Consider the following 15240-nt stretch of genomic DNA (forward strand, 5'->3'; position numbering starts at 1 on the left):
CATTAGAGGATATAAAACATCATCCCGACAAAGCCAGCCATCAAAGCATAGGCGAGCGCATAGCCGATCAAGCCGCCTCGCGTCGGATTGCCTTCATCATCGGTAATCATTTCGATGTCAGCGAGTTCCTCTTCCACTACCGCATAAACAGGTCCTCCAGGAAGATCCTTTGTCTGATTGTAGGTATGGAGGTCGAATTTCTGGAAACGCATGATCATCTCCTGGACACGAAGAATAGCCTTTTTGTACGTCAATCTCAACCCAAGGAGAGAAGTTATAGAGAGATTAGCAAGTTTACAGAAAAACGATAAACTGCCATAACCTCGCTATGGATCCACGCCGCAACCCCTTCGCGCCCGGTGCCGGCACGCGTCCTCCCGAGCTCGCCGGTCGAGACGCACTGCTCGAACGCAATGCGGTTGCCCTAGACCGGATCCGCATGGGCCGCGCCGCGCGCCCCAGCGTTCTCTACGGCCTGCGCGGCGTGGGCAAGACCGTTCTGCTGACGGCGATGCGGGACGCTGCGGAAGGGGAGGGCATGGCGATCGTCGCGATCGAGGCACCGGAAAACCGGTCCCTTCCTGGCATTCTGGTGCCCGCCCTTCGGGCCACGCTGCTGAGGCTTGATCGCATGAAGCAGGCTTCGGAGGGCGTCAGGCGGGCGCTTCGGGCGCTGGCGGGATTCGCGAAGCTCAAAGTCAAATATGATGATCTCGAAGTCGGGCTCGATTTCGACGTTGAGCCAGGCCTAGCCGACAGCGGCGACCTGGAAGCCGATCTCGCCGATCTGATGGTGGCGATCGGTGAGGCGGCGCGAGAGAAGGGATCGGCCGTCGTACTCGTGATCGACGAACTCCAATATGTCCCGGAAGAGCAATTGGCCGCTTTGATCAGTGCCCTCCATCGCGCCAGTCAGAAGCAGCTTCCGTCACAATGATCGCCGCCGGCCTGCCGCAACTTGTCGGGCAGCTGGGCCGGGCCAAGTCCTATGCGGAACGGCTTTTCGAGTTTGCCGCCGTGGGCCCACTCGATGATGCGGCCGCCCGCGATGCCATTCGGCTTCCAATCAAGCGGGAAGAAGAAACCGTCAATGATGCGGCTCTGGATGCAATTCTCCAGCAGACCCAAGGCTATCCTTACTTCCTGCAGGAATGGGGAAAGCATAGTTGGGATGCTGCCATAGCCTCCCCGATTACTGGTGACGATGTCGCGGCTGCAACGCGCAGCGCTCTTGCCGAACTGGACGCCAGCTTCTTTCGTGTGCGGTTCGATCGTCTGACACCGGCGGAGAAGCGATATCTGCGCGCAATGGCCGAGCTTGGCGCTGGGCCCCACCGATCGGGTGACATCGCAGAAGCGCTAAGCGTGAAGGTGTCGAGCGTGGCGCCGACGCGAAACAGCCTTATCGCGAAAGGTATGCTCTACAGCCCAGCGCATGGAGACACGGCATTCACCGTACCTTTGTTCGACGCGTTCATGCGCCGCGTGATGTCTGAAGGATAATTGATGCGCTTTAGCTTGTTCCAGGTGCTGGCGCATTGGATCAGACGGATATGCCATGAAGGTAGTTCGCGCCGATAAATTGAAATCATTGCTCGATGCATGGGAGCCCTGCACCGTGGCGACGAACCCGCATCTCGAGGCTCTTGGGCTGACGGCGCAGAATCTGTAGACTCGCGCCCTCCCGCAGTGGCTGGTTTGGTTGGGCTAAGCCCTTCTTCCCCCATACCTATCTCCAGCCCAGAGCCACAGAGGAAGGACAGGCTCGATATCCAGGACGGCGAGGATCTGCCCAACCTCCTGGCAGTTCCTGTCTTGCTCGGCCATCACCTTCCGTTCCGCGCTTCATCCCGTTCAGGATTGCAGCCCTTGTCGGCGACCCTTGCAGTATCGAGGAGAGAACCGTATATGCTATGCCGTAAAGGTCGTATTTTGGTTATCGCAATGCAGCCGATTGTAACGCAGATTGTAAAGCGCCTGGAAGGGGGCGAGACATTGAGCCGCGCGGATTTCGCGCTCGATGCCGACTATGATTCCGTTGGCAGGGCTCTGCGTCAACTGGTCGCGGACAAACAGGTCGTGCGGGTCGGACGTGGGCGATATCGCAAGGCGAGCGGACCTGCGGGTGGTTCGTCGCTGGGCACGATCGCGGATGCGATCGAGAAGAAGGTGCGCCGCTCAAAGCGCAACGTCTTCCTGCGCGGCGATTTCGCTGACCTCGGAAGCTATGATGCGGTGGGCAGGGCCCTTCGGCAAAAGGCCAGGGACGGCAAACTCGTCCAGATCGGGTACGGACTCTATGCGAAGGCGGAACCTTCGCCGTTCACGGGCAAGCCGGCACCGGTCGTTGGCATCAAGCGCCTCGCTACGGAGGCATTGGGCCGGCTCGGCAAGAAGGTATCCTCGTCAAGCTTCGAGCAGGCCTATAACGGCGGCCGCTCGACGCAGGTGCCGACGGGCCGCATCGTTACGGTCAAGGATCGGGTTCGCCGCCGGATCGGATATGACGGCAATTATGTCATTCTCGAACGCACCCGATGAAGACCGGCTAGGCCGGGTCGCGGGTGCGCTGGCGGTCGATGAAGCCTTTGTCGAAAAGGACTGGTACGTCATCCAGGCGATCGGGCGCCTGAGTGAAATGGCGACCGACAATTTCGTGCTGGTCTTCTCTGGCGGCACATCGCTGCTCAAGGGTTATGACCTCATCCGCAGATTCTCCGAGGACATCGACTTCAAGCTCAGCCTCGCAGAGGGTTTCCTCGACCTGTCCCGTAACCAGCGGAAAAACGCGCTGAAAACCTTTCGCGAGAGCGTGGTCGCTGGCTGGCATGATCTCGGCTTCACGGTCACGTCATGCATTTCGCGCGATGAGTATCGGTTCATCGAGCTGGAGATGAACTACCCCAGCATGCTCGCACCGCATAATTCCCTTCGTCCCCATATTCTTGCGCAGATCTCAGCGAAGCCTCCCAGGCTCCCGGTCCAGCAGCGCGCGCTGTCGTCCTTTGTGGGGCAGGCGTCGAGGTCCGGTCCCGAGGTGCCAGCAATCGCTTGCGTGGACCCGGTCGAAACAGCGGCGGACAAGCTGAGCGCATTCTCCTGGCGGATGCTACTGCGCGATCGGACGCATCCCAATGATGATCCAGCAATCGTCCGCCACTTGCACGACCTGGCCGCGCTCGAGCCGCTGGCTATGGGCTATGACGATTTTGCCGAGTTGCTGCGGACCGTGCTGGTGGAAGACAGCGCACGCGGGCAGGGCGGCGTCGCGGAGCTCGGTCCAGTGGCCCGGCTTGCCGCCATGCGCGCCAGGCTCGCGGACGATCCGGTCTACGCCGAGGAATATGCGCGCTTCGTTGGCGGAATGGCCTTCGCCGGCGAGGCGCAGGTCCCCGACTACGAGGCGGCGGTCGCGGCCATCGGCCGATTGTGTGGTCTGCTGACCGACTGACTGGCGATTATCCGTCTCGACATCTTGACGGGAGACATCCCGATCCGAAGATGGTCCTCATGGACTGCTTTAGGATCGACGAGAGCGGCTATACGGGTTTCGACCTGCTGAATGCCGACCAGCGCCTCCAGGGCGCGAGCGCGATTGCCATCAGCGACGATGACGCTGCTCGACTGATCCGTGATCATTTTCCGACCCTTCAGGCGGCCGAGCTCAAATATCGCGCGCTCGCACGCCGCCCGGCAAACCATCCGCGTCTGATCGGGCTCATGCGCGATGCGCTGAGCGCGCACAAATGCACGACCTACGTGTGCGACAAGCGTTTTCTGCTCGCCCTCATGTTCGTCGATTATGCGGTCGAGCCTTTCTACTACGAGCGGAATCTCGACCTTTATGCCGATGGCCGCAACTATGCGATGGCCTCGCTTCTCCATAGCGTCGGGCCGACCTTGTTCGGTGCCGGCTCCTACAGGCGCCTGATGGCAGCTTTCCAGCGAGCCATGAAGGAAAAGAGCCCGACCGGCTTGAAAGCCCTTGTCGCCGCGGCGCGCGCGATGAACTGGCAGGCGCTCGACGAAGTGCTCGGGCCGCTCGCAACAGGGTCGAGGGCGTGCCTTGCGGCGATCGCGACCCCTGGCGTCAGTACGGATGCTGCGATGGTGGTCTTGCAGGCGCTGATCACCCGGATGGAAGAGATGACCGATGGGCCCTACCGCATGGAACACGATCAGTCGAAGAACCTGCTCACCTATCACGGGCTGATCCAGAAGCTGATCGAGCACGAGGATGAGATCGAGTTTCGCCAGTCCGAGATTGCACGGATGAAGTTTCCGCTGAAGCTGGCGGAAGTGACCCAGGTGGACTCGAAGACCAGCCCGGCGGTGCAGATCGCAGACATCCTGATCGGGGCGGCCATCGAGGCGGGAAATATGCGGGCGGGTCTGCGCAAGGGCGGACCCGATCCGCTTGCAGTCCTCTCGCTCTATGCCGAGGACCAGTTCATTCATCTGCTGCCCTCGATCGACTTCGAAGAACAGCATCGTTTCCGTTCGGGCACCCAGGCCTCGGAGTTCATCGACTATTATGCCGCGAACTTCGGTTCGATGTCGTAGGGAAGGGGGCGCCTCGACTCCATCGGAGCGAGGCGCCGGCCGCGAATTAGCCGTTGAGCTTGTCCTTGACCGCCTTCGCCACGGTGAAGGTGAGCTTCCGGGAAGCAGCGATCTGGATGGTTTCGCCATTGGCCGGGTTGCGGCCTTCGCGCGCGGGCGCGTCCTTCACCTTGAACTTCCCGAACCCGTTGAGGCTCACTTCCTCGCCCTTGGCGGCAGCCTCCGCGATCGCCGCGAAGACAAGGTCGACCGCCTTGCGGGCATCCGCCTTGGTCGTGCCCGTCTGGCTGGCGAGGGTCTCGGCGAGCTCACTATTATTCATTCGAACGGTCCTTCATGGCAGTGGAAATCGCTCACTGCATAACCGCCTGAACCGGCCCGCGCCATCGGCGTGCTAGATCTGCATGAAAATGTCGGCCTTATAAGTGTCCGACAGGCTCATGACACGATGGGCGAATGCCTCATTCTCTTCCGCGGCCTGATCGATGAGACGCGCCAGCTTCGCTAGGTTGTCGCGCTGCGGTTCGCTGAGCGCCGCGTGATCGGCACGAACGGTATCCAAGTCGGTGCCGACCACATAGGAGAAGAATTTGCCCAGAAGTCCGGCGACGACATCGCAGACCTGGATCAACGGCTCCTCCTGCGAGTCCACGAACCGGAAACTGTCGACCGGCACGCGGTCCCGCATCAGGGGATCGGCCATGAACTGGCGGCGGACGACCTCCTCGAGGTCGAGCACATGCGTCGAGTTGCGCAGCAGTGCGATCCTGTGCCGGAAGAAGATGTCGAAACCCTCGATGAGGATATGCCGATCCTCATCGCTGCCTTCGATGAATGGGAAGCTCTCGCGCTGAATGGCGTCCTCGAGCACCTGGGCAAGGAGACCCCCATAGAGGGGATGGAGCTGGTCTGCTTCCTCTCGAACCATCTGCAGCAGAACATGGTAGAATTGCGGACCATCGCGCGGATCGAGCGCTGGATAGTTGAAGAAGCGGAAGAGATCGGTGGTTGCCTCAATGTCCCGGCGAAGCGCGATGTTGAGCATGTCCTTGAGAGCCGGCGCAACCAGCAGTAGCTCTTCACGCTCGGCCGCCATAAGCGCGGCGTCGACAATGTCGACCAGCGACCAGTAGATCATGTCCAGGCACTGGTAGTGGAGGAATAGGTCGTTTTCAGCGATCCAGTCGAGAAGGATGCCTAGACGCCGGAAGCCCAGCAGGTCGAGGAAATCGCCCTTGCCGATGTGTGCGAGCTTCATCTCCTTGGTAGTCGGCTGCAGTTTGAGAGCGATGCGCAGAGGGGCGATGTCGATCGGCCTGCAGGCACCCTGATGAGCGATGCCGGCGAGAACGAAGCATCCCGGCTTATCGACATTCAGGCCATCGGCCGTGACATGCAAACGGCGGATGTTGTTCGTCTCGTCATAGTAGAGCGTGTAGGGTATATCGGCGCGATGCAGCCCGTGGAGCCGGACATCGGTGCGGCGGAGGTTGTCGATATCCATATCTCAGTCTGCTTGGCCCTATCCGCGCATCTCAGCGGTTCGTACTCCTGAGGCCCAGAACCCGGCGCCAACGGAGCTGAACAATCCCGATGGCTTGGCGGGCTCTAGTGCCAACTGTGTCACTTTACCTCGCGCCGGGTAAAGTGACGTAGATGGCAAACATTGCGATCGTCGCTTGCGGTTCAAGATGCGTATGATGTTCATGAAGGCCACGACAATGCCGATGGCCATCAGGATAAGCAGGCCCCCGGGAACCTCCCGGCGAAGCTGTCGATGATCCAGCCCAGCAAGGCGCCGCCCGCAACTCGCGCGAGGAAGCTCCGACAGCAGACGGTTGCCAAGCCTGTAGTGGGATCGGCGGGACGCGATCGTTCCTCCTCGGCCGAATGAGCTGCCGTCCGGCTGAGATTGCTCCCCGACAATGTCGAGATTTGATTCATTAGTGCTCATGCAGCAGGTCTAGCATGGCGTGACGACAAGAAGATAATGGGCTCGGGTGAAGTGACACGGATGGCAAAAGCGCCGATCGGCGTTTCCATGAGCATTTGGGGGATTCACAAGAGTCCAACTTTGTGCTTGATTCGTTCCATGATCCAGCAGGACCTCTTCACGGCGGCGGCCCCTCAGCGGAAGACGGGCATGCCCGACGTCGTTCGCACCATCGCGGAGCATTCCGCGCGGCCGCGCTATACCTTCATGGTGCTTGACCTCATTGCGCGGGTTGCCCGGGCAAACGGACAGGCGGGGCCGCTCGTTCGGGAAGGCGAGGCACTCGTGCCGATCCGCGAATGGCTGGCCGCAACAATCGCGCCAAGCGGGGCGCGCCATCATCAGCGCCGCGCGACCGCGGATAAGGTGCGGGCCGCGCTAGTTGGCAAAGGAAATCTGCCGGGCGACGCGGCCGAGGCCGATCGCCTGGTCGAGGCGGAAGTCAACGAGCGCATCCGCGAAACCGGCATGACGGCGATCAGTCGAGCGGTATCGGAGTTGGTGAGGGCAGGGCTCATCACGCGCCACTATCAGGGCTTCTTCGTGGATCACGAAAACCGGGGTGCCCAGCGTCATGCGGTGTACACCGTGACGGATGCGGTCCGGGCCGCGCTTCACCCGAGCATGGCCACCAGTGAAAATCGGCGGCAACCCTATGTCCGCGGGCCGCACGGGCAGCGCCGGGCAGCGGCAGCGCGCGCCGCGGGTTAGATGTCCTGCCCGTGCTGTGGGAGCGCGCGCTTCTCCTGGCGCTCCCAGGTCTCGATCAGGAACAACGCCAGCGAACTGGCGGCGTTGATCGCGAGGCGAGCGATGCGTGGATCGATCCGCCTGAAGCCCTTTTCACGCCCATGGGCGTCACCACCATGCGTTCGCAACGCACCGATGCCTTTCGCGACCGACGTCAGGCCGCTCAGAATCTGGCGGATGTCGCCCTCTATTTCAGCGGGTAGATCGGTGCGGCCCGGCGACAAGTTCAACGGCTCCTGAACGGCGCGGATGAGGCCATCGATGTCCTTGCGGGCCGGCAGGGGCAGTCCGAGCTCGATGAGGATGGAGCGGCAGACCGCCTCGATGAGCGAACAGGCGGCCGTCACCGCATCTTCCGGGTCGTCCTGAAGGTTGGGGAGGGCGCGCGCGATCTCCATCTGCACCGTGTCGAAGTCGAGTGTCGCCACCTTCTGGATGAAAGGCTCGACGATCGTCCCGGAGCTCTGGCGTCTGGTCAGCACCGCCTTGCCGCCGACGATCACCACCGCCAGCTTATCCGCGGCGAGCGCCTTGTTGAGATGCTCGCGAACCGCGTTCGCCTTGTCGGGCTCGGTCAGATATTCGCGCGGATCGCAGACTTTCTCGATGATCCGGGTGATGTAGATGTCGCCTTGGCCGTCATGGTGATTGGAGGTCTGGCGCAGGAAATCCGTCGTCGCCGGCACGCGCGAACTCGACCCAATACGCATGTCGAGGCCGCAATCGAGGAAGAATTGTTCGATCTTCGGGCCCGAGCGATAAATGCCGATTGCCGGGCTATTGTCGTTGCCCGCGCCGCCGGTGATCGTGTCGACCAGTGCCTTGATGACGAAGGTAGAGAATTTGCCGCTCATGGCTTGGTTGCCAGGAGAGCAAGGACCGATTGCTTTCCATCCATCCAGGCGGCGGCGATCTGGCTTCGCCAGGCGATCATGTCATGTATCCGCTGATAATCGTCGTCGATGTTCCGCGTGAACACTGGCTCATGATGCGCGATCCGGTTGCGCAGCAGCCGGATGATACGCAGATCCGCATGTGCTGTCGCACGGCACTGCGCGATGGTTTGAGCCGGCGGCGCACCTGGAAAGCAAGCGCGGAAATGCGCGTTCCATATGCGACTGTCCTGCCCTGCGGTGAAGAGGGTTTCCCAGAACGCGAATTTGAGTTCGGCGATGACTTTGCCCGTCGTAGGCAGGCTGGCTGCGCAGGTTTGCAGGTCGATTGCGGGGTTGTAGCGGAACCGGCCTTTGGGGCGAGGCAGGCTTCGGATGAAGCCGTTATTCCAGGGCCAATTTGCGCCGTGGACGCGCTCGATCGCTTCCGCAACGCCATTCCGGACCGCGACCTCGCATACCTGAAGCGGTACGATCAGGGCCGCGGAAAGGTCGAGATTCCATTCGTAGAGTGCGAGCGCCTGCTCCCGATCGTTGCCCATTGCTTGCAGATAGGTTGCAAAGCGGGGTGCAGAGATGACGATTGGCAGTTCGTGTATCTCGTCCTGGGAAAAGGGCAATGTAGGCGTCCTGTCGGAGGCTATTGACGATCCCGTCAACAACCCTATATAGAGAAGGCTGGCATTGAGAACGCGGGCTTACGCCCCCCCTCATTGCTTAAGGATATCGAAGGCCCGCCGTAAGGTGGGCCTTTTTTTGTGCCAAAACGTGGAGCGAATCGGCCCGAAAGGCAAGTGCAACCTAAGCCCAGATCAATCCAATATATATTGGATCCAGAACCGGGCGGGTAGCGCGGGGTAAGGAAGCCCGATACTCAAGAGCGTGCGCATTACAGAATCGGTCGATGCAACGGCGCCGCTCGTTTCGTGAGATGATGCCCCTTCTATCGTCGTATCGGCCAAACCGCTCGTGAGCACACGGAGGAGCGGGACGCTATTCTTTCGGAACATCGGTCTCGCCTGCCCTGCGGTCCCGATACAATGCGGCTCGCGCTAAGAGCATGAGGGTAACCGGCGTCGTCAACGTCACGAATATGCCGATCAGGATTTCATGCACCACAGGCCGGGATTGCAGCACTGAAAAGCAGGTGATCGAGGCGACCAGAATGCAAAGCGTGCCCAGCGTAGGACCTAAAGTGGGGGCGTGAACTCGCTCGTAAAAGCTGCTCAGCCTGATCAAGCCCAAGGTGCCCACCAAGGTAATCAGCGCACCTAAAAGCACGAATATCCCGACTATGAGCGCGGCCCAGAGCGGAAGTTCGGGCGCTTGGATCATTCGATTACTTCTCCGCGCATGAGAAACTTGGCGAAAGCCACCGTTCCTGCGAAACCCAGAAGTGCAATGACAAGGGCCCCTTCGAAAAACAGCGTTCGGCCGGTCTGTATGCCATAGGTGAGAAGCAGGAGCATCCCTGCGAGGTAGAGCGCATCGAGTCCCAGAACCCTGTCCTGCGCTCGCGGCCCGCGCATCACTCGAAAAGCTGCGCAGCCCATGGCGAGGCCGAGGATGATCTGCGCCGCGGTAATGGCCAGAGCCAGGATCAACGTGTTCAACCGAATATCTCCGTCAGAAGCGTCTCGTAGCGGTTCTTGATGAGCTCGATCCATTGCGCTTCGTCCACCAGATCGAGGACGTGGATCAACACGATCTTGTTGTGGGCTTCGTGCTGCAGCCACAAGGTGCCCGGTGTCGCGGTGATGATGATCGCAAGTGTGGCCAGCGCATAAGGGTTATCTAGCTCGATCGGCAGACGGATGAAGCCGGACTTCCGTTCGGACGGTCGAAAAAGGACGATACGGGCTACGGCGATATTCGACCTCACAATGTCCGCAAAAACGATGGCGGTGAGCTTCATCAGGGCCTTGCCAAACCGGATACGCGGCCGTGCGGGCGCGAGGGGCAGCATGACGCGCGAGAGCAGGATCGCGATCACCGCTCCGAGCAGAATATGACCAAGCGAGAATCCGGTCAGCAGCACCCACATGCCGAAGATCGCGGTTGCAAGCAGGGGAAATGGTAACAGGCGCTTCACGATGGGTCCTCGCCGGCGCGCGGGGCGGAGCGGACGATATCGATATAGCTTGAGCGGTCGGCGAGTGCTGCAGCGGTGGCCTCCATGTAGCGATACAGGGGCCCGGCTCCCACCATCAACGCCAGGCAAGCGGCGAGCAGGACACCGATGGGCGCGACTTCGATCACACTCAGTCGAGCCGGAGAATCCTCTCCGGGTGTCCACAGCAGATCGATGCCGGCCCGGGTCATGGCTATTAGCGTGGCCAGGCCGGAAAGGATGATGAGAGCGATGAGGATCCATGCGGCAGGTTCGATGATGACGTCATCGAACAGGGCATCGATGATCGCGAATTTCGCGATGAAGCCCGACAGGGGCGGCAGTCCGGCAAGGAGGAGCGTGCAGAAGATGAATCCGCCGCCCAGGATCGCGATAGTGCCAGGAATGACCACGCCGATTTCGGTTTCTTCCCCCACCACCGCGCCGGTATATTCGTCGTCGAACACCGGTTCGGCGATACCCGCGATGATGTCTTCCTCGTCCGCGTTGCGTTCAACGGGCTCGATGATCAAGTAAAGCGCGCCCACCGCGAGGGTCGAACTCACGAGGTAGAACAGCAGTGCTGCGGTCAAAGCCTGGCCACCCAGGCCGATAGCCGCCAGCAGCGTCCCCGAAGAGACCAGCACGTAATGACCTGCGACGTGTGTAAGTGAGCGGGTCGCAAGGATACCCAGCGTGCCGAATAGCATTGTCGCGAAACCTGCCCAGATCAACCATTGGTCGGCGAACCCCGCTGCGTCGCCCGATGTGTCGTCAAACATCAGCGAAGTCAGGCGCAGGACGATATAGATGCCGACCTTGGTCATGATTGCGAAGATGGCCGCGACTGGCGGTGCCGCCGCGGCATAGGTGCGCGGCAGCCAGAAACTGAGGGGCCAAATACCCGACTTGACGAGAAACGCGACGCCAAGGATCGCGGCACCGGCTTCCAGCAGCATCAGATCACTGGCCGGCACCATCGGGATCCGCGACGCGAGATCAGCCATGTTGAGTGTACCAGTCACAGCGTAGATTATTGCCACCCCGATCAGGAAGAGTAGCGATGTTGCGATGTTGATAGTGATGTAATGAAGGCTCGCCTTCGTCCGTTCCGCGCCCGAGCCATGCAGGATGAGACCATAGGAGGCCGCCAGCAGAACCTCGAAGAAAACGAAGAGGTTGAAGATATCGCCGGTGAGGAAGGCACCGTTCACTCCGGCCACCAGTAGCAAGAACAGCACGTGAAACCTCGGCCCCGAGCGGTCCCAGCGCGCCAAGGCATAGAATAACGCAGTGAACCCGAGTACGCTCGTGACGAGCAACATCAGGGCTGCAAGCCGATCCGCGACCAGCACTATTCCGAAGGGAGCAGGCCAGTTGCCGAGAAGATAGGCTCCTGCAGGACCGGTGTCACCGATAGCGAGGCGACCGTCGGCCTGCCACAGAAGCAAGGCTGCAATGACGACCAGCCCGGCCATGGTGGTCAGACTGAGCACCCGCTTCAACGCCCGCCGCCGCTCGTTGAATGCAAGCATGACGGCGCTGACCGCCATTGGCAAGACGATCGGGGCGATGATGAAATGCTGCATCCAGCCTGTCATTGATCGTCCTCCTCGCCGTCTACATGGTCTGTTCCGGTCAGGCCTCGTGAGGCGAGCAGGACAACCAGGAGAAGCGCCGTCGTCGCAAAGGAGATGACAATCGCCGTCAGAACGAGAGCCTGGGGGACAGGGTCCGCGTAGAGCGCGGGGTCGGCGACCTCCTTGCCGACGATCGGCGGTGCGTCCATACGCAACCGACCGGCTGCGACGATAAACAGGTTAACCGCGTAGGAGAGGAGCGAGAGGCCCAGCACGACCTGGAAGGTGCGGGGCCGGAAGAGGAGCCAGAGCCCGGAGGCCGTCAGGAAGCCAATGGCAAGTGCGAGCACGACCTCCATCAGGCGGACCTCTCCTGGCTGTCGCTGTCAACCGGAGAGCTTGTCGCCGATCGGCGTGCCGCTGGCGTGCGGATGGATTGGTGCGCGAGCGCGATAAGGATCAGAACGGTCGTACCCACCACCACAGCGAAGACCCCGATGTCGAACAGCAGAGCACTGGCGATGGGGATCTCGCCGATGATTGGCAGATCGAGATAGCTGGAGTGCGTCGTCAGGTAAGGGTAGCCGAATAACCAAGCGGCCGCGCCGGTCGCAGCTGCGCACAAAAGTCCGGCAGCGATCCAGCGAACCGGTTGCACATGAAGCCTTGCCTCAACCGATCGAGTTCCGTTGGCCATGTAGAGCAGGATGATTGCAATCGATGCCGTAACCCCGCCCGCGAAGCCGCCACCAGGAAGATTGTGGCCACGGGCCAGGAGGTAGAGCGCGCAGGTCAATATGAACGGAAATAGCCATTCCATAATGACTCGCGGCACAAGCAAATAGTGTTCGGCGGTATCCCCAAACGCATTGTCGTCATGGGCGTCATCGAAGGCATTCTGCACCTTCTGCTGGTCGGGTAATTCGATGCTCTCGGCGGCAGGGCGGAACCGCCGCAAGAGCGTGAACACCGTCAACGCTACGATGGCCAGCACCGTTATCTCGCCCAGCGTATCGAAGCTTCGAAAATCGACCAAAATCACATTGACAACATTGGTCCCGCCACCGCTCGGATAAGCCCGCTGCATGAAGAAGTCCGAAATACCGCTCGGTGCAGGGCGAGTCATGATCGCGTAAGCGATTGCCGCCACGCCGACGCCGCCCATCACGGCCAGTACTAGGTCGCCGCTGCGGCGGACGCGCACCTTGAAAGGGACCTGATCGTCACGCCAGAACTCTGGGAACCGCTGAGGCAGCCACCGCAATCCCAGCAACAGCAAGACCAGCGTCACGATCTCCACAAGCAGTTGGGTGAGGCCAAGATCAGGAGCTGACAACCAGATAAAGCTGATGCAGGTCGAAAGACCGGCGACCCCTACCATGGCGAGCGCGGCGAGGCGGTGGAATTTGGCTTGAATGGCCGCGCCGATCGCCGCCGCGCTGCCCAGCAGCCAGAGCACGGCGAAGACCGGATCGAGTAGGGTGGGGCCGAGCGTGCCGAAGCTATAACCAAGCGAAAGAAGGGGCAGGCCGCCTGCTGCGATCGCGGTGACGACCAGAAGGCGCAACTGGACCTGTTGTCGGCTTGTACTCACCAGTCGATAGGCAGCACGCGCTCCATCGATGAGGGCTGCGAGCACAACCTCGAACGTTCGTCTGCCCTTCAGCCGGCCAATGATGGGGGGACTGGTCATGGTGTTGAGGCGACCACCAAAGAGCCGGTAGAAGGTTACTCCTCCGACGAGCGCTATCGTGCTCATGAGCAGAGGCAAAGTGAAGCCGTGCCAGACGGCCAGGCTATAGGCGGGCGTCCTGCTGCCCAGCACAGATTGCACCGCCATGTCGAGGAAGGGACCTATCGTCAGGGCCGGGATCGTTCCGACGAGAATGCACAAGAGCACAAGAATCTCGACCGGCAAACGCATCCAGTGGGGCGCCTCATGCGGCGTGCGGGGAAGCTCGGTAGGCGGAGGGCCGAAGAAGGCCTGATGGATGAAGCGTAGGGAATAGAAGACACTGAACATGCTTGCCAGTGTTGCGAGCATTGGCAACGCCCAGTCGAGGAATGTGCCGCTGTGCGCCTCGAGCGCCTCGGCCAGGAACATCTCCTTCGAGAGAAAACCATTGAGCAGAGGCACCCCGGCCATGGCCGCGGCCGCTACCATCGCCAGCGTTGCGGTTACAGGCATGTAATGGACGAGCCCGCTCAGCTTCCGAAGGTCGCGGGTTCCCGTCTCGTGATCAATAATCCCTGCAGCCATGAAGAGCGACGCTTTGAAAGTTGCATGGTTCACGGTGTGGAAGATCGCAGCAACGGCTGCGAGCTGACTGCCAAGCCCCAGCAGCAGGGTAATGAGCCCGAGATGGCTGATCGTCGAATAAGCCAGGAGGCCTTTCAGATCGTGCTGGAAGATCGCAGCCCAAGCGCCGACGAGCAAAGTCGTCAGTCCCGCGGTCGTGACGATCAGATACCAGGTCCCGGTTCCGGCAAGGACTGGCCAGAGTAGGATCAGCACATAGATGCCGGCTTTCACCATCGTCGCCGAGTGGAGATAGGCCGACACAGGGGTGGGAGCCGACATCGCGTGCGGCAGCCAGAAATGGAAGGGAAACTGTGCGCTCTTGGTGAAGGCGCCGATCAAAACCAGGATCAGTGTGGGCAGGTAGAGATCGTGGGTACGGATCAGATCGCCGGCCAACAGTACCTTGTCGAGATCGTAACTGCCAACGATCCGACCAAGCAGCAGGAAGCCGATAAGCAGGCACACTCCGCCGGCGGCAGTCGTGATCAGCGCCATTCGCGCGCCATCGCGCGCACTCTGATTATGATGCCAATAGCCGATCAGCAAAAACGAAAAGAGGCTTGTCAGCTCCCAAAAAAACACGATCTGGAGGAGATTGCCCGACAGTACAATGCCGAGCATGGACCCCATGAATGCCAGCAAGAACGAGAAAAAGCGCGGCACCGGATCCTTTGGTGACATGTAATAACGGGCATAGAGTACCACGAGGGCACCGATCCCAAGGATCAGAAGAGCAAAGAGCCAAGAAAATCCGGTAATTCTGAATGTGAAATCGAGCCCCAATGATGGGAGCCAGGGCTCGATGTATCGAACCGTTATGCCGTCGGAGACGGCGTGATAGAAGCCGAACAGAAGCGCCAAGGCGCCCAGCGTGACCACGCCGGCGAGGATCGAGGCCCAGTTTCTTGCGCGCGCTGGCAGGAATGCAGCGACCAGACTACCGAGAAACGGGAGCGCGAGAATGAGGAGAGCGAGTCGCGCATCAGCCATTCGATGGAAAACGTCCTTTGTGGGCCCAAAGCAACCTCATGAGCATTCCAGCCTTTATG

Annotated in this window: 15 protein-coding genes and 1 pseudogene; 5 read left to right on the top strand and 11 right to left on the bottom strand. The window is 60.7% G+C overall.

Annotated features, from left to right (window positions below; genetic code table 11):
- Window positions 1–2 precede the first annotated feature (2 nt).
- Complete coding sequence (locus tag JI59_RS22915; protein WP_007015599.1) at window positions 3–218, bottom strand: hypothetical protein; 216 nt, start codon at window positions 216–218, stop codon at window positions 3–5.
- A 110-nt stretch (window positions 219–328) separates the two neighbouring features.
- Here JI59_RS22915 and JI59_RS22920 point away from each other — a divergent pair.
- The 4 genes and pseudogenes from JI59_RS22920 to JI59_RS22935 all read left to right on the top strand — a co-directional run bounded on the left by JI59_RS22920 (window position 329) and on the right by JI59_RS22935 (window position 4563).
- Window positions 329–1503 (top strand): annotated as a pseudogene (locus JI59_RS22920) (AAA family ATPase).
- A 492-nt stretch (window positions 1504–1995) separates the two neighbouring features.
- Window positions 1996–2541, top strand: a complete 546-nt coding sequence (locus JI59_RS22925; RefSeq protein ID WP_239000637.1) for a hypothetical protein — start codon at window positions 1996–1998, stop codon at window positions 2539–2541.
- Entirely contained in the window at window positions 2504–3451 is a 948-nt protein-coding gene (locus JI59_RS22930) for a nucleotidyl transferase AbiEii/AbiGii toxin family protein (protein ID WP_125962554.1), read from the top strand. The genes JI59_RS22925 and JI59_RS22930 overlap by 38 nt, the downstream gene beginning before the upstream one ends.
- Before the next feature lie 59 nt (window positions 3452–3510).
- Window positions 3511–4563 carry a DUF3800 domain-containing protein gene (locus JI59_RS22935; protein ID WP_039858651.1) on the top strand — a complete coding sequence of 351 codons (1053 nt, stop codon included), beginning with the start codon at window positions 3511–3513 and terminating at the stop codon, window positions 4561–4563.
- Between the two features lie 46 nt (window positions 4564–4609).
- Here the strand turns inward: JI59_RS22935 and JI59_RS22940 are convergent, their stop codons facing one another.
- Entirely contained in the window at window positions 4610–4885 is a 276-nt protein-coding gene (locus JI59_RS22940; protein ID WP_007015592.1) for an HU family DNA-binding protein, read from the bottom strand.
- 72 nt (window positions 4886–4957) lie between these two features.
- The gene (locus JI59_RS22945; protein ID WP_007015591.1) at window positions 4958–6067 is read right to left on the bottom strand and encodes a DUF3800 domain-containing protein; all 1110 of its coding nucleotides are present in this window, start codon (window positions 6065–6067) and stop codon (window positions 4958–4960) included.
- A gap of 588 nt (window positions 6068–6655) precedes the next feature.
- Here JI59_RS22945 and JI59_RS22955 point away from each other — a divergent pair.
- Window positions 6656–7267 carry a hypothetical protein gene (locus JI59_RS22955; protein ID WP_007015590.1) on the top strand — a complete coding sequence of 204 codons (612 nt, stop codon included), beginning with the start codon at window positions 6656–6658 and terminating at the stop codon, window positions 7265–7267.
- Here JI59_RS22955 and JI59_RS22960 read toward each other — a convergent pair.
- The 8 genes from JI59_RS22960 to JI59_RS22995 form a co-directional block, all read right to left on the bottom strand.
- Window positions 7264–8160 carry an abortive infection family protein gene (locus JI59_RS22960; protein ID WP_007015589.1) on the bottom strand — a complete coding sequence of 299 codons (897 nt, stop codon included), beginning with the start codon at window positions 8158–8160 and terminating at the stop codon, window positions 7264–7266. The genes JI59_RS22955 and JI59_RS22960 overlap by 4 nt on opposite strands.
- A complete protein-coding gene (locus tag JI59_RS22965; RefSeq protein WP_239000638.1) occupies window positions 8157–8741 on the bottom strand; it encodes a hypothetical protein in 585 nt (194 codons plus the stop codon). The genes JI59_RS22960 and JI59_RS22965 overlap by 4 nt, the downstream gene beginning before the upstream one ends.
- A gap of 451 nt (window positions 8742–9192) precedes the next feature.
- A complete protein-coding gene (gene mnhG / locus JI59_RS22970) occupies window positions 9193–9534 on the bottom strand; it encodes a monovalent cation/H(+) antiporter subunit G (RefSeq protein ID WP_039858646.1) in 342 nt (113 codons plus the stop codon).
- Entirely contained in the window at window positions 9531–9812 is a 282-nt protein-coding gene (locus JI59_RS22975) for a K+/H+ antiporter subunit F (RefSeq protein WP_007015586.1), read from the bottom strand. The genes mnhG and JI59_RS22975 overlap by 4 nt, the downstream gene beginning before the upstream one ends.
- On the bottom strand, window positions 9809–10291 hold the full coding sequence (locus tag JI59_RS22980) for a Na+/H+ antiporter subunit E (RefSeq protein ID WP_007015585.1): 483 nt from the start codon (window positions 10289–10291) through the stop codon (window positions 9809–9811). The genes JI59_RS22975 and JI59_RS22980 overlap by 4 nt, the downstream gene beginning before the upstream one ends.
- Window positions 10288–11910: a monovalent cation/H+ antiporter subunit D gene (locus tag JI59_RS22985; protein WP_041565056.1), complete on the bottom strand. Its 1623-nt coding sequence runs from the start codon at window positions 11908–11910 to the stop codon at window positions 10288–10290. The genes JI59_RS22980 and JI59_RS22985 overlap by 4 nt, the downstream gene beginning before the upstream one ends.
- Entirely contained in the window at window positions 11907–12248 is a 342-nt protein-coding gene (locus JI59_RS22990) for a Na+/H+ antiporter subunit C (RefSeq protein WP_007015583.1), read from the bottom strand. The genes JI59_RS22985 and JI59_RS22990 overlap by 4 nt, the downstream gene beginning before the upstream one ends.
- On the bottom strand, window positions 12248–15181 hold the full coding sequence (locus JI59_RS22995) for a monovalent cation/H+ antiporter subunit A (protein WP_007015582.1): 2934 nt from the start codon (window positions 15179–15181) through the stop codon (window positions 12248–12250). The genes JI59_RS22990 and JI59_RS22995 overlap by 1 nt, the downstream gene beginning before the upstream one ends.
- Window positions 15182–15240 lie beyond the last annotated feature (59 nt).

The organism is Novosphingobium pentaromativorans US6-1 (assembly GCF_000767465.1).
Classification (GTDB): Bacteria; Pseudomonadota; Alphaproteobacteria; order Sphingomonadales; family Sphingomonadaceae; genus Novosphingobium; species Novosphingobium pentaromativorans.

Excerpts from the sequence above, each read along its gene's own strand:
- JI59_RS22915 (WP_007015599.1), bottom strand. The coding sequence starts at position 218 with ATGATCATGCGTTTCCAGAAATTCGACCTCCATACCTACAATCAGACA.
- JI59_RS22930 (WP_125962554.1), top strand. The coding sequence starts at position 2,504 with ATGACGGCAATTATGTCATTCTCGAACGCACCCGATGAAGACCGGCTA.
- JI59_RS22935 (WP_039858651.1), top strand. The coding sequence starts at position 3,511 with ATGGACTGCTTTAGGATCGACGAGAGCGGCTATACGGGTTTCGACCTG.
- JI59_RS22940 (WP_007015592.1), bottom strand. The coding sequence starts at position 4,885 with ATGAATAATAGTGAGCTCGCCGAGACCCTCGCCAGCCAGACGGGCACG.
- JI59_RS22945 (WP_007015591.1), bottom strand. The coding sequence starts at position 6,067 with ATGGATATCGACAACCTCCGCCGCACCGATGTCCGGCTCCACGGGCTG.
- JI59_RS22955 (WP_007015590.1), top strand. The coding sequence starts at position 6,656 with ATGATCCAGCAGGACCTCTTCACGGCGGCGGCCCCTCAGCGGAAGACG.
- JI59_RS22960 (WP_007015589.1), bottom strand. The coding sequence starts at position 8,160 with ATGAGCGGCAAATTCTCTACCTTCGTCATCAAGGCACTGGTCGACACG.
- JI59_RS22965 (WP_239000638.1), bottom strand. The coding sequence starts at position 8,741 with ATGGGCAACGATCGGGAGCAGGCGCTCGCACTCTACGAATGGAATCTC.
- mnhG (WP_039858646.1), bottom strand. The coding sequence starts at position 9,534 with ATGATCCAAGCGCCCGAACTTCCGCTCTGGGCCGCGCTCATAGTCGGG.
- JI59_RS22985 (WP_041565056.1), bottom strand. The coding sequence starts at position 11,910 with ATGACAGGCTGGATGCAGCATTTCATCATCGCCCCGATCGTCTTGCCA.
- JI59_RS22990 (WP_007015583.1), bottom strand. The coding sequence starts at position 12,248 with ATGGAGGTCGTGCTCGCACTTGCCATTGGCTTCCTGACGGCCTCCGGG.
- JI59_RS22995 (WP_007015582.1), bottom strand. The coding sequence starts at position 15,181 with ATGGCTGATGCGCGACTCGCTCTCCTCATTCTCGCGCTCCCGTTTCTC.